General features: G+C 68.9%; 3 protein-coding genes. 2 read left to right on the top strand and 1 reads right to left on the bottom strand.

Annotated elements, in window-relative coordinates; genetic code table 11:
* Positions 1-327 precede the first annotated feature (327 nt).
* Entirely contained in the window at positions 328-7,185 is a 6,858-nt protein-coding gene (locus CAL12_RS03435) for an autotransporter outer membrane beta-barrel domain-containing protein (RefSeq protein WP_157792873.1), read from the top strand.
* 208 nt (positions 7,186-7,393) lie between these two features.
* Positions 7,394-14,125 carry an autotransporter outer membrane beta-barrel domain-containing protein gene (locus CAL12_RS28000; protein WP_157792872.1) on the top strand — a complete coding sequence of 2,244 codons (6,732 nt, stop codon included), beginning with the start codon at positions 7,394-7,396 and terminating at the stop codon, positions 14,123-14,125.
* Between the two features lie 15 nt (positions 14,126-14,140).
* Here CAL12_RS28000 and CAL12_RS03425 read toward each other — a convergent pair whose 3' ends face one another.
* Entirely contained in the window at positions 14,141-15,784 is a 1,644-nt protein-coding gene (locus CAL12_RS03425; RefSeq protein WP_232464691.1) for an amidase, read from the bottom strand.
* Between the last annotated feature and the right edge of the window lie 71 nt (positions 15,785-15,855).

The raw sequence follows: 15,855 nt of genomic DNA, 5'->3' as shown, positions 1-15,855 counted from the left end.
GTGCACGCAATATGTCGTTTTGTACCAACGAACAACAACATCTGCACTGGAAATTCAAAAACGCCTGCTAATCTCACATCGATGCAACGCTATGCAACGTTGCTGTATTAATTCGTTGCAATCCCTCGTCGGTTGGCTACTCGACTGACGCCACGCCCGAAGAACACCAAGAGGACGGCAAGGATGGAGCAGTTGACCGAGGTCGGGAAAGACAAGCAAAACGGTGTATCCAGTTCCGCGCACGCCATAAAAACGAAGCCATCGCGCCCTGGCAGCCTCGGCCACACCTACGAATCACACGCCCTCGCCGCCGCGCTTCTTGCGGTCATGCCCGCGATGGCGGCGCATGCGCAGTCCGGAATCTCGATAAACAACAGCACCACCATCAACCAGACGGCCGTCGACAGCAATGGATATATCTTCGGCATCTGGCAGAGCCAGGCCGGATCGAACGGCTCGACGGGAGGCTCGACGTCCAATGGCGTCAGCATCACCAACACCGCCGCGATCACACTGAACGCCAGCGGCCCGGCCTTGAGCGGCGCGGCGATCTGGGCAACCGACCAGGGCGGCAGTTCGAACAGTTCCGGCGGGGGTGGATCCTCCTCCGGCGTCACCATCACCAGCTCGGACAATCTGCTCAACGCAACGGGCGCCGGATCGGGCGGGTTCGCCGACGTGCAGGCCATGTCCCTGGGCGGCAACGGCAGCAACTGGGGAGGCGGTGGAAGTGGCGGTACGGCACAGGTGACCCTGAACCAGGCCGCCAGGCTCAACTGGACCTGGCAGAACGCCAGCAGCGGCAATAGCGGCATCTATGGCGTCCAGGCCTTGTCGCAAGGCGGCCAGGGCGGCACCACGAACACCGGCAGCTCGAACAACAACGGGGGCGCGGGCGGCAACGGCGGTTCGGCGATCGTGAACCTCAGCTACTACGGCGATATCTACGTGAATGTCGCCGGGACGCCGCCCAGCGGGCAGCCCGCCATACCCAGCGGCGCGGCCGTTGCGGCCAGCGTGGGCGGCAACGGCGGGTCCGCCATCCAGGGCAACAACAATTCCGGCGGGCAAGGCGGAAGCGCCGGCACGGTGACGATCAGCCATGCGGATTCCAGCATCACGACCAACAACGATTACCTGCCAGGTTTCGTTGCGTATGGCGTCGGCGGCACCGGCGGCAATGGTGGGACGCCGTCTTCCCAGGTCGGCGCCGCGAACCCATCGCAGAACGGCGGCAACGGCGGGAGCACGAACGGCGCGAACATTACCTTCAGCGCCCCCTCGCGTTGGGCGTCGATAACGACCAGTGCCTCGGGGGCCGGCTTTTCGCCCGCGATCGCGGCGACACAGGTGGGCGGCGCGGGCGGCTTCGGCGGCTACAGCCACGACACCGGGTTCTCGGCCTCGCACGGCGGCGATGGCGGCGCGGGGGGCAACGCCGGCGCCATCAACGTGACGGTCCAGGGCAGCAACGGCAACTTCGTGGGCCTGACCACGGATGCGCCCAGTTCTCCAGGCATCTATGCTTCGAGCCTGGGTGGCGCTGGCGGCTATGGCGGCTATGCCGATACGTCGGCGGCCGGCAATGCGCATGGCGGCGACGGCGGAGCCGGGGGCGCGGGCGGCGACATCACCATATCGGTCACCAACTCCATCATCACCACGCATCACTCCAACTCGCCGGGGATCATGGCGCGTTCGGAAGGCGGCGTCGGCGCGGAAGGCGGCTCCGCGGACGCGGGCACCGGCAAGGCCTATGGCGGCGACGGCGGCGCGGGCGGAAACTCCGGCGGCATAACGATCACCACGGACAGCTACTCCACCATCACGACAACCTATGGCACGGATGCCATGGGCATATTCGCGCAGAGCCTGAGCGCCGCGGGCGGCAACAACAACGGAAAGAACGGCGGCTTCGGCGGCGACGACGGCACCGCGGGTGCCGGCGGCAGCGTAGGCACGATACAGATCACCAACGGCGCCACCATTTCAACCGCGGGCCCGACTTCGCGAGGCATATTGGCGCAGGCCATGGCAGGAGCCGGCGGTACCGGCGGATCCAGCTGGTCGCTGGGCCATTCGGGCGGCGGCACCGGCGCGTCCGGCGGCGCGGCCGGCACGATCAACCTGACCAACAGCGGCGCCATCAGCACCGCCGGCGACAGCGCGCAAGGCATCCTGATGCAATCGATCGGCGGCGGCGGCGGCGCCGGCGGCGCGGGATCCGGCATCATCTCCGCGATAGGCGGCAACGGCGGCAACGGCAGCGACGGCGGCACGATCAACTTCACCAATACCGGCAGCGTGTCGACCACCGCGGCGGGCAGCATCGGCGTGCTGGGCCAATCGATCGGCGGCGGTGGCGGCGATGGCGGCGGCGCCTCTGGCATTTCCGTCGCGATCGGCGGCAACGGCGGCAATTCCGCGAATGGCGGGAGCCTCACGGCCAACCTGAACAGCGGTACCGCGATCACGACCGTCGGCGACATCGCGCATGGAGCGGTCTTCCAATCCATCGGCGGCGGTGGCGGCAATGGCGGCAATGCCATGGCCACCGGTATCAGCGTGTCCGAAGCGATCGGCGGCACGGGCGGCGCGGCGGGAACGGGAGGACAGGTGACCGTCAATACGAACGGCGCCGTCATCACGACATCGGGCAGCAAGTCCGTCGGCCTGGTCGCCCAGTCGATCGGCGGTGGCGGCGGCACCGGCGGATCGGCGATGAGCACGTCCATCGGGCCGCTGTACGATGTCTCGATCGCGGTGGGCGGCGCCGGCGGCAGTGCGCCGAGCTACGGCGGCATCGCGGCGATCAACATGACCGGTGGCTCGATTGCGACCGGCCAGAGCCCCAGCCTGATCAACGGGTCGTCGGCCGCGACCGGCATCTGCCCTGGTACCTCCAATGGTGCCTGCAATGTGCAACCGGTCGACAGCTACGGCGTCGTCGTGCAGAGCATCGGCGGCGGCGGCGGGCATGGCGGCGCCGCCAGCGCGCAGGCCATCGCGATTTCCACGACCTTCGAACCCGACGGCAGCCAATTGGCGCTTTCGGAGGCGCTGAGCGCCGGCGGCAATGGCGGCGGCGGCGGCAACGGGGGGACGGCGATGTTCGCCATGTCCACCGGTGCGAAGATCGTCACGGCGGGCAATGGCGCCACCGGCGCGCTGGTGCAAAGCATCGGCGGCGGCGGCGGCAATGGCGGCGACTCTTCCGCCATGGCCGCGGCCGTCGGCTACACGTCCAATTCGGCGCCGACAGGCTTCTCGCCAGGCATCAGCCTGACGGCCACCGTTTCGGGCAATGGCGGCAGCGCGGGTGCGGGCGGTCCGGTACAGGTCGCGATCGGCGGCGGCACCGACCAGTGGGGCGGGTTCTGGGGCGACGGCAGCGGCGCGGCGCCGACCTCCATCGTGACCTATGGCGACTACGCGGCCGGCATCAAGGCGCAATCCATCGGCGGTGGCGGCGGCGACGCCGGCGTGGGCTCGGGCAATACGCAGAACTTCGGCACCGGATCGACCACTTCGCTGTCGATCAACCTGGGCAGTTCGGGCTCGCCGGGCGGCAACGGCGGCAACACCACGGTCGCGCTGTATCCGGGCAATGGCATACAGACCTTCGGTTCCGGGGCGGTGGGCATCATCGCCCAATCGATCGGCGGCGGCGGTGGCACGTCGCAAGGGGGCTCCTTCAGCTTCGCGCAGTCCGCCAAGCAGGATAACGGTCCCGACGTGAAACCCGGCGTGAATCTCGCGCTCGGCCACGCGACGAGCGCCAGCGGCGGCTCGGGCCAGACGGTGGTGGTGAACGTGCAGGCCCCCATCACGACCCATGGAAACGATGCGACCGGCGTGGTGGCGCAGTCGATCGGCGGCGGTGGCGGCGTGGGCGGCTCGTCCGGATCGGACGGCTCGGGCGACAACCCGGTGCTGCAAGCCATGCAGGGACGCGAGTTCGAAAGCGACGTCACCAACTGGCTGAACGACAAATCCCTGCCGCAGGAAAACACGACGCTGAACATGAACGTCGGCGGGCAAGGCGGCGCGGGCGGCGATGGCGGTCCCGTCACGGTGTGGCTGTCCTCGACCATCGCGACGGTCGGCAACCCGGTCGTCGCGGGAGGCAACCAGGCGCCCAGTTCCGGCGACTGGGCGCACGGCATCGTGGCGCAATCCATCGGGGGCGGCGGCGGCAAGGGCGGCACCGCCCTGGCGTCCAGCCGCGGCGGCGACTGGGCCGAGATCAACGCCTCCTATAACCTGGCCGTGGGCGGCACCGGCGGCCAGGGCGGTTCGGGCGGGACCGTGACGGTCAACCTGCAGGATACCGGCGTGGTGCAAACCGTCGGCTATGGCGCGACGGGCGTCGTCGCGCAGAGTATCGGCGGCGGCGGTGGCATGGGCGCCGATGGCTCCGACGCACTGGGCGGACGCATTTCCCTGGGCGCCTCGGGCGGCGGCGGTGGCGGAAGCGGCGGATCCGGCGGCACCGTGTACATCCAGGAGGACGGCAACCTGGGCAGCACGATCACCACGTCGGGAACCTTCGCCGACGGCATCAACGCGCAAAGCATAGGCGGGGGCGGCGGCATCGCCGGCGCCGGGTCCAGCGTGTGGGCCGAGTACGGATCGAAGCAGGTGTCGGGCAGCATGCAGCTGACGGCCGGCGGCGGGAACAACTCGGGCGGCTCGGGCGGCAACGTCTACATCAACCAGAACTTCCAGAACTATCCGCTGTTCGTCAATGTGTCCGGCTATGGCGCCTATGGCATCCTGGCGCAGAGCATAGGCGGCGGCGGGGGCAACATCATCGCCAACCAGGCCGCGTCGGGAGGGACGACGACGCAGCTCGGCAGCCTGAGCACGTCGGGAGGCGCGTATGGCGGCGGCGTCTACATCAACCTGACTTCCGGCTCGATCATCAGCGCCAGCGGCACCGCCGGCATGGGGGTCGTGGCGCAATCCATCGGCGGCGGCGGCGGCATCATCCGCGTGAACGACGGCACCGGCACGACGCCTTCGCTGTTCACCGGCTACCAGCCGTCGTTCACGAAACAGACCAACACCAGCGCGGCCAACGGCGGCCCCGTCATCATCACCTCGTACGCGAACATCAGCGCCAACGGCCCTGGAGGCATCGGCATATTCGCCCAGAGCGTGGGCGGCGGCGGCGGCCTCATACTGAACGGATCTTCGCTGTATGCGGGCACGCCCTTGGCGGATGGGTGCAGCCAGGCACGTTGCGGCGGCACCGGGGCCAACGGCAGCGATAACTTCACGGTGACGTTGCTGGGCGGATCGGTGTCGGCCACGGGCGCCAATGGCATCGGCATCTTCGCGCAATCGACCGGGTTCGCGCAGTTGACGAACGCCACGCCCAACGTCGTGATCGGCAGCGGAGACCCGACGAACACCGTGACGGTCACCGGCGGTTCCGGCAGCGGCGTGGGCGTGTGGATCGATCGCCCCGGCGGCGATTCGAACGACAACCAGGGCTGGCTGAAGATCCAGGAAGGCGGCGTGCTGACGACCGTGTCGGGCTCCGGCGGCATGGCGGTGAATGCGACCGGCGGCGGCAGCGTCGCGGTCACGAACCTGGGCACCATCGTGGGGTCGATGTCCCTGGACACCACCGAGACCAACTACAACAACGCCAGCTGGACGCCCGGTCCGGTGGACAGCAAGGGCATGCTGCAGAACGATCGCGGCGCGCTGCTCAACCGTGGCACCTGGGTGCCCGGCGCGTCCGCCCGCGCCGACATCCTCAACCAGGGCGTCATCGCGTTCGACAACCCGGCGATGGCGACCAACGTGCACGGCCGCTTCATCCAGACAGACACGGGCAGCCTCAGTCCGGTCATCGACTCGCTGAACAACCAGGTGAGCCACTTCAATGTGAATGGCACCGCTACGCTGGGCGGCGTGATCGTGCCGAATGCGGTGTCGCTGCTGCCCGGCACCACGCCCGCCGTGTTGACCGCCAACAGCTTCGCCAGCACCGCGCAGGCGAAAGATTCGCTGGTGTTCGATTGGGATGCCACGACGTCCGGCAACTCCGTTGCCCTGACGCCATCGAACTTCACGCCGAATATCGGCGCGCTCAACGGCAGCCAATCTTCGCTGGCGAACTACTACAGCCGGGGCTGGGGCAACGTCGATCGCGGCCTTGCCACGACCTTCGCGGGGCTATCGCACATCGACGACGTCGATACCTACAAGAAGACACTGAACAGCCTGTCGAGCAAAGCGACGCAGGCGCAGTCCATGGCCGTCATCGAATCGGCCGGCACCATACTCGGCGCCGGCATGAGCTGTCCCGTATTCGTGGGTGACAGCGTGCAGCTGGGTGAGGACAACTGCGTCTGGGGCCAGATCAACGGCCGCTGGACCGATCAATCCTCCACCAACGACATCCAGGGCTACCACGTGTCGGGCACCACCTATCGCATCGGCGCGCAGCACCAGGTCGCGCCGAACTGGTACGTGGGCGGATCGCTGGCCGCGGGCCAGACCTATGCGCGCACCAAGGGCGGCTCGTCCGGCGACGGCGACGTCTACGACGGCTCCGTCACGGTGAAGCACCTGGCGGGCCCGTGGTATTTCGCGGGATCGCTGGCCATGGCAACGGGATCGTTCAACAACAACCGGCAGGTCGACGTGTTCGGCGATTCGATTTCGCTGGGCAGCGATTCGAACATCTTCCTGGCGGGCGGCCGCTTCCGCGCGGGCTACGAGTTTGATCGCGGCGATTGGTACATCCGGCCCTACGGCGACGTGGATGTGGTCTACACGCACGCGCCCGGTTTCAAGGAAGGCGGCTCGTCGCCCTATGCCCTGAACGTACGCACGACCGACCAGACCAATGTCTCGTTCTCCCCGATGATCGAGTTCGGGCGGCGCGGCGACCTCGATGCGAAGACGACGATACGCGCCTATGCCGCGTTCGGCATAAGCTGGCGGCCCGACAACACGCGTACGGTGAAGTCCAGCTTCTCGAACGCGGACTCGTCCAACGGCACCTTCACCGACTACATCAAGTCGCCCGAGGTGCTCGGCAAGGTCGACCTGGGCCTGCAGTTGTTCCGCGCGGGCGGCTACGAACTCAGGGCGGGATACACGGCCGATATCGGCAACCACTTCATCAGCCAGTCGGCGACCGCGCGTTTCGCTTATCACTTCTAGGATGGCGAATGCTGCGCGCACCGTCCGGTCCCGCCGTCCCGGGACCGGACGCGCCTGACGTGCGCGGTGCGATTCATCGACAAAAACCGCCGTTTCATCGAAAAACCGCGCAGCGCCGCGAGGACGTATGGCACACTCGCGCGCTCCCGAGAAACAAAGAACCATTGCGGTCGTTCGAGGCGAGGCCGCTGCGTGGAGCAGATGCAGGATGAACGAAACGGCCGGGTTCCCCAAGCAGCACACCACGACGAACGACAGCCCTGAACGGCGTGCCACGCATGCGAGCGTCGCGGCCGGACCGTTGGCGCCGCCCGCACCGCCATGGCCTCGGTTTACCGTGCTTTCCGCCGCGGTGGCATGCGGATTGATCGGCGTCCTGCCGCGCGTCGCGCAGGCATCGTGCAGCGCAAGCACGGTCAATGGCGCCACCACGGAAACCTGCAGCATCTCCAGCGGCTCGTACTCGACGGGCCAGGCCTTGTTTTATGGCGGCGCCAGCGGCACCAGCAGCAACAAGAACGGTAGCGCCGGACCCCAGGTATCGATCACCAACGATGGCAACTTTTCGCTGAATTATTCGGTTTCCAACATCATCGGCGGGGCCGCGATATTGGGCGGCAGCGAGGGCGGCTCAGGGTATGACGAGGGCGCCGGCGGCGCGGCCGGCGCCGTCACGCTGACCAACAACGGCACGCTCAGCGCCTTCCTGAACGGCACGGGCAACGGCTTCTACCCGACCGGGAAACTGCTGTACGCCTTGTCGGCGGGCGGCAGCGGCAGCCAGGACAACAAGAACAACAATTCCAACGGCGGCCTGGGCGGCAACAGCGGCACGGTGACGGTGACCAACAACGCCGCATTGAGCATGACGGGCACCGTCTCCGGGGAAGGGTTCTTCGGCATATTGGCCGACGCCCGCGGCGGCATCGGCGGCGAACAGAACAACTCCGCCTTCGGCGACCAGCTCGGCGGCGGCGGCGGCAGCGCCAGCGTAGCCACGGTCAACAACTATGGCGGCATCGCACTGGGCAACAGCGGCAGCCGGGTACAAGGCACGGCGCTGGGCGCGGCCATCCTTTCGCAATCGGTCGGCGGCAGCGGCGGACCCAACAACGGCAACGCCGGCGCCGGCGGCTACGCCGTGATCAACAACACGGCGCCCATCAGCGTCTACTGGAACGCGACGACCGAAGGCTATCTGTTCGGCCTGTCCAGCAGGTCGGTGGGCGGCGACGGCCTGCCCTCCACCGACAACAGCGACCGTGGCGGCAGCGGCGGCAGCGCGGAATACGCGTCGGTCACGTCGTCGAATGCGAACGTATTGCTGGACGTCACCGGCTCACCGAACGCCGTGGGCGCCGCCATCGCGGCCTTGAGCCATGGCGGCGCCGGTGGCAAGGGCCCCGGCAGCGACGAATATGGCGGCAGCGGCGGCGTGTCCTGGGGCTCCCAGGTCAAGCTGCTGAACGGCGGCTCCGTGACCACGCGCGGCGACTCGATGTTCGGCATACTCGCCGAGTCGCTGGGCGGCCTGGGCGGGGATGGCAGCAACGGCGGTGCGCTGGCCGGCACGGGCGGCGGCGGCGGTTTCGGCGGCAATGGCGGCCTCGTGTACGTGAACACGGACGCCAGCACGACCATCAGCACCAGCGGCAACTATTCGGCCGCCATCGTCGGCCATTCCGTGGGTGGTGGCGGCGGCACCGGTTCCGATTTCGTCGGCGTGCTGGGCGGCTCCGGCGGCAACGGCGGCAATGGCGGCGACGCCTCCAACGTCACCATCCAGACTGCGGGACGCATCACCACCAGCGGCGACCATGCCTACGGCATCCTGGCCCAGTCGGTGGGCGGCAGCGGCGGCAACGGCGGCGTGGACACGTCCTCGCTGGTGTCGCTGGGCGGCTCCGGCGCGGGCGGCGGCACGGCAGGCATGGCGCAGGTCGCCAACACCGGCCCGATCACCACCGCCGGCTACGCCGCCCACGGCATCGTCGCGCAGTCGATCGGCGGCGGCGGTGGCGCAGCGGGGTCGTCCAACGGGCTGCTGGCCGTCGGCGGCAACGCCGCGGGCAGCACGACGTCGCCCGGCGGCATGGTCCAGGTCTACAACTCGGGCGCGGTCACCACGGGCGGCAACGCGGCCATCGGCCTGTTGGCCCAATCCGTGGGCGGAGGCGGCGGCACGGGCGGCAGCGCCAAGGGGATCGCCGGCGTGGGCGGTACCGGTTCGGCTGGCGGCGCCGGCGGCGCGGTCAACATGTTCAACCTGGGCACGATACAGACCACGGGCAGCTACGCGATCGGCGCCCTGGCGCAGTCGGTGGGCGGCGGCGGCGGCAACGGCGGCGACACCATGACGGTCTCGACGGGCGTGTCGCTCGGCATCGGCGGCAGCGCCAGCGGCGGCGGGAACGGCGGCACGGTCTGCGTGGACAACACGGGAAGCTGCGGGCCCCTGCCCGCCATCCTGCCCGGCGTCATCACCACGCAGGGCGACTACGCCGTCGGCCTGATCGCGCAGTCGGTCGGCGGGGGCGGCGGCAATGGCGGCAGCGCCAGCAACGTGAGCCTGGCGTCGTTCGTGCAACTGCAGATCGGCGGCTCGGCCGGCGCGGGCGGCAGCGGCGGCAACGTCTCGGTGCAGCAGGATTTCCTGTCCATCGCCACCAGCGGCCAACACGCCACCGGCGTGCTGGCCCAGTCCATCGGCGGCGGCGGCGGCAACGGCGGCGACTCGTCATACTTCAATGCGACCATCGGCTTCAACGCGGGCGTGGCCATCGGGGGCAGCGGCGGCGCCGGCGGCTCGGCGGGTACGACCACGGTCAACCTGAACAACGGCAGCATCGTGACCGGCATGCCGCCGCCGAACGTCAATCCCTCGACCTTCGCGCCCGACGACGCCTTCGGCATCCTGGCGCAATCGATAGGCGGCGGGGGCGGCAATGGCGGCAGCGCCACCGCCAAGGACTTCGTGCTCGTGGCCCCGACGGGTACGGGTGTTCCGGTAGCGGTGAATATGCAGGCCTCCGTTGGCGGCAATGGAGGCGTCGGCGGCGCGGGCAACACGGTCACCGTCAACCTGGCGAACGGCACGTCCGTCGCGACGCTGGGCGACGGATCGCACGCAGTCGTCGCGCAGTCCATCGGCGGTGGCGGCGGCAACGGCGGCGACGCATCCACGCTGTCGACCACGCTGGGCGATTCGGACAGCGTGGAGATTTCTTCCTCCATCGCCATCGGCGGCATCAACACCGGCAACGGTAGCAACGGCGGCCAGGTCAACCTGACGCTGGGCGACGCCGGCAGCGCGTACGCCCGCATTCCCGCCGCGCTGCAACTGCCGCCTGTCGACATGCGACCACCGCCCTCCACCATCGTGACCTATGGCGACTACGCCAACGGCGTGCTGGCGCAATCCATCGGCGGTGGCGGCGGCAACGGCGGCGTCGGCGCCAGCAACGCCTATGCGCAAGGCGGCCTGGTGAATCTCAAGGCCACCGTGGGACTCGGCGGCCAGGGCGGCCAGGGTGGCTACGGCGGCACGGTCAACGTGACGCAGAACCCCAACCAGACCATCCAGACGCTGGGCTCGGGTTCGCGCGGCATCACCGCGCAGTCCATCGGCGGCGGCGGCGGCAACTCGCAGGGCGGCACGCTGTACCTGGGCGGCGCGGTGAACGGCTATGGCGGCCGCCTGAGCGTGGGCGTGGGCAAGACCGGCGGCAGCGGCGGCGACGGCGGCGCCGTCACCGCCACGACGTCGGGCGCGATCGCCACAGCGGGCGGCGATGCCGATGGCGTCATGCTGCAATCGATAGGCGGAGGCGGCGGCCTGGGCGGCTCCATAGGCGCGGATGCCTCGTCCAATCCGATCCTGGATCGCATCGCCGCCTTCGAAGACAACAAGAACCGGCTCACGGACTCGGGCGCCACGTACACGCTTACCGTCAACGTCGGCGGCAGCGGCGGCGGCGGGGGCGACGGCGGCGCGGTGACCTTCACGCATGCCGGCCAGATCGCCACCCAGGGCGACTGGGCGGATGGCTATGTTGCCCAATCCATCGGTGGCGGTGGCGGCGCTGGCGGCTCGTCCACCGCATCGGGCAGCAAGGTCAATGCCAATATCACCGTCGGCGTCGGCGGTACTGGCGGGGTGTCCGGCAACGGCGGCAACGTCAAGGCGGTCTTTGACGACGACCACGCCAACCTGATCACCACCGCGGGCTATTCGGCCTATGGCGTCCTGCTGCAATCCATCGGCGGCGGCGGCGGCCAGGGCGGCGACGGTTCCGACATGGCCAGCGGCAACATCACGGTGGGCGGCGTGGCTGGCGGCGCGGGCGGCGCGTCGGGCTCCGGCGGCACGATCACGATTCCCACCGGCGGCAGCTGGATCAATATTTCGACCACGGGCAGCGACTCGCCCGCCTTGGTCATGCAATCCATCGGCGGCGGGGGCGGGATCGGCGGCGCCGGCAACACGAGCTCCGCGCTCGGCCTCAACACGCATGAAATCGCCCTGGCGGTAGGCGGCAAAGGCGGCGTCACCGGGGACGGCGGCAGCATCGACGCTTCCACGGGTGGCGCCTTCACGACCACGGGACCGCGCGCGTATGGCGTGCTCGCACAGTCCATCGGCGGTGGCGGCGGGATAGGCGGCGCGGGCAATAGCGGCAACCTGCTCGGCGCGGGACTGGGCGGCAGCGGCGGCGCCGGCGGCAACGGCGGCTCGGTCAACCTCGCGCTGACCAGTGGCAGCCGGCTGAACACGTCAGGCGCCGGCGCGCATGCCATCGTGGCGCAATCCATCGGCGGCGGGGGCGGCATCGCGGGCGACAGCTCGCTGAGCCTGCAGCTGGATCCCGACCAATGGAGCGGCAAGCCCGCCGACGCGAATGCCAGCGGCAACGGCGGACCCGTGACCGTTTCCGTCGATGGCGGCGTCAACGCCTACGGCACGAACGCATTCGGCATCCTGGCGCAATCGATCGGTGGCGGCGGCGGCCTGGGCGGCGCGGGCGCCAGCGGCTTCGCCGGCAACACCAACCCGTCGGCCCAGGGCACGGCGGGCGCGGTCCAGGTCACCCAGGCGGGCACCTTGAACGCGACGGGCAGCGGCGGCACCGGCATCTTCGCGCAAAGCCAGGGTCCGTCGGGCAACGGCATCATCACGGTCAATGTGAACGGCAGCGTGCAGGGCGGCACCGGCGACAACGCCAGCGGCGTGTGGATCGCCGCCGGCACGGACAACGTGCTGAACGTCGGCGCGGGCGGATCCATATCGGCCCTTTCGGGCGTGGCCGTGCGCTACAACGGCAACAACGAGACCTCGCTCGGATCGGTCCTCACCATCAACAACAACGGCACGATCCAGGGCAATGTCATCTGCAATAACCTGAGCGGCAACGCGGCTTGCACGGGCAACCTGCCCGACCTGAACAACGCGAGCACTGGCACGCTCGCGAACGCGAGCATCTATCAGGCCGACGTCGACAACGCCGGCCTGATGGTGGTCGGCACGCCCGGGCGCTACGACACTACCAGCGTGAGCGGAAGCTTCCGCCAACAGGCGAGCGGCGTCCTGCGCGTCACGACGGACTTCGACCAGATGCGCACGAACAGCCTCGTGGTTCAAGGGCCATCGACCCTGGACGGCAAGGTGGATGTGACGCCGACCAACCTGCTGCCCGACCGCGAGGTCACGGTGCTGACGACCCAAGGCGCCACGCAGGGCCAACTCGATGCCACGGATTCGCCGATCATCGACTACGCGACGCGCCAGGCCGGACCGGACGTTCGCGTACGCGCCGCCGGCGCCGATTTCGCGGCGCCATCGATGGGCCTGCGCCATAACCAGGAGACCGTCGCGAACAATCTGCAACGGGCGTGGGATGCCGGTGGCAACCCGGGCTTCGGCGTGCTGTTCGCCGCCTTGGACCAGGCCTCGCGCCAGGGCGCCGACAGCTACCGGCAAAGCCTGTCCGACCTGTCACCCGGCGTGGCGCTGGCGCCGGCGGTGCAGATGCAGGCCAGCATGGCCCGCTTCAACAACGGCATGATGTCCTGCCCGGTCTTCACCAGCAGCGGCCCGTTGACCGGCGAACGCGACTGCCTGTGGGGCCAGGTGACCGGCCGCAGCACGCACCAGGATGGCAACGGCGGCACGGCGGACCTGAAATACGACAGCATGACCTACCAGTTCGGCGGCCAGCGCCAGTTCCGCCCGGACTGGTTCATCGGCGCGTCGGGCGCCTATCAAAGCAGCCAGCTGCGTGGCCAGGATGGCCGCGTCACGGGCGATGGCGACAGCGGCTACCTGGGCGTGGTGCTGAAGCACCAGGCCGGCCCGTGGACCTTCTCCGGCGCGCTGGGCGGCGGCTACGGCTCGTATGAACTGGATCGCAATATCGGCATTCCGGGGCTGCAAAGCACTGCGGACGGCAATCCGGATGTGTACAGCATGGGCGCCAAGCTGCGCGCGGCGCGCACCTTCGCGCCCACCGACAGCTTCTACCTGAAGCCTTACCTGGACCTGGACGCAACCTATGTGCGCATGCCGGGCTACAAGGAATCCGGCAACGAGCTGCACCTGTCGGTGGACGGCAGCGACCAGTTCGTGATGGCCTTGTCGCCCATGCTGGAAATCGGCGGCCGCGCCGAGCTCGGCAACGGCGCGACGATGCGGCCTTATGCCTATGCCGGCGCGTCCTTCCTGTCCAAGGACAAATGGCGCACGAACGCAAGCTTCCAGGGTGCGCCCGCCGGTTCCGGATCCTTCAGCACGACCATGGAAACGGACAGCGTCATCGCCAGGATAGGCGCCGGCCTGCAAGTCACCACGAGATCGGGCGTGGACTTCCGGCTCCAATACAACGGCGAACTGTCCGGCCGGATCGCCAGCCATAGCGGCACGCTGCGGGTGATGGCGCCGTTCTAGCGCGGGGACGGCGGTCTATTTCGTTTCGGATACAGCCCTGCCGGCATGATCGCGTTCGAAGGCGGCGGCCAGGGCCAGTACCTGCGCGTCGTCGCCCGGCCGCCCCAGGAAGGAGATGCCGACGGGCATGTTGCCTGGCGCCCAGCCTCCGTTCACCGTGATCTCCGGAAAACCGGTCGCCGACGAAATCTTGCCGGCGGCGTACGCGTAGCGATTGCAGACGAAGGTCGGATCGGTCTTTCCCGGCACCACCGGAGCCGTGCACGCGATCGTGGGGAACACCAACGCGTCGTAGCCGCCCTGGTCCATCAGCGCGAGCAAACGCCGCTTCAGGTCGGGGATCACCACGCTCAACATCCTGATGTACGCCGCGGAGTCGGTCGTATGGGTCTCCAGGTTTTCCACCAGGCCTTTGTAGCGGCCGGGATTGATGACCTTGGTCCCCCGGTCGGTCGGGCCATCGAGCGCGTGCAGGAACGCCGGCAGGTCGTGCGGCTGCCCAGCCGGCAGTTTGGCCAGATAGGCCTCGAACTGCGGACGGAATTCGGCGAGCCCGATCGGACCGAGCAGGTCCGGTTGCAGCGTCGCGTACGGTTCGGGCAGGTGGATTTCGACGATGCGGGCGCCCGCCTTACGCAACCCGGCGACAGTCTGGCGCTTGACCGCGTCCACATCGAGGCTGCCGCCATCGAAGTTGTCCACCACGGCGATCGACTTGCCGGCCAGCGCCGCGCCGGCCAGGCCCGACGCCAGCGAAGACGACGGCCGCGCGACGCCGACGGTCGCGCCATCGGCATCGTCCCTGCCCTGCATCGCATCGAGCACGATGGCCTGGTCTTCCACGGTTCTCGTGATCACGCCGGCCACGTCGGAGGTGAGCGACATCGGAATGATGCCCGTACGGCTGATCAGCCCCATGGTCGTGCGCATCCCGACCGTACCCGTGACGCTGGCCGGGGCGCGGATGGATCCGGTGGTGTCCGTGCCCAGCGCGAAAGGCGCGAACCTTGCGGCCACGGCGGCGGCCGAGCCGCTGCTCGACCCGTCCGCCGTGCGCAAGGGGCTGTAGGGATTCAAGGTCTGCCCGCCCACCGAGCTGTACCCGTACCAGCCATACGACGCCGCCAGCTCGGACAGGTTGGTCTTGCCCAGCAGGATGGCGCCCTGATCCAGCAGACGTTGGATCACAAATGCGTTCGTGGCCGGAATCGACGTGCGCAATGCGAGCGAGCCGCCCGTCGCGGGCATGCCCGCGGCATCGTAGTTGTCCTTCGCCAGGAAGGGAATGCCAGCGAGCGGCGCGCTCGGCTTGCCCTGGCCGCGCTGGATGCGGTGCGCGTCCCACGCCCTTGCCTGCGCCATGGCGCCGGGATTGAGCGCGATCACGGCATGCGGCCCATGCTCGGCGCGATCGGCCGCTTCGATCCGGGCCAGGTAAGCGCCGACCAGCGCCTCGGCGCTCAGCGTGCCGCTGTCCAGCGCCGTGCGCAGTTGCGGCAGGCTCATGCTGACGATTTCATCGGCGGGCATGCCCGCCGCCCACGAGGTGGTATGCGCGCCGGCCAGCATTAACGCGACCGCGGCAAGCCCGAGCGTCCTGCGCGGGCTGCGCGCACCGCATGACATGGAAGTTGGGGCGTGATTCGACAGGGCTTGCATGATGGCATGCCTCCTCAAGAACAGACGTGGTGAAACGGAAAGCGGCGGGGTTCGCTGGCTGGAGGCCTGCC

The sequence above is a fragment of the Bordetella genomosp. 8 genome, assembly GCF_002119685.1.
Classification (GTDB): Bacteria; Pseudomonadota; Gammaproteobacteria; order Burkholderiales; family Burkholderiaceae_B; genus Bordetella_C.
The sequence above is the reverse complement of the archived record's forward strand: the minus strand, read 5'-3'. Positions and strand labels throughout refer to the sequence as shown.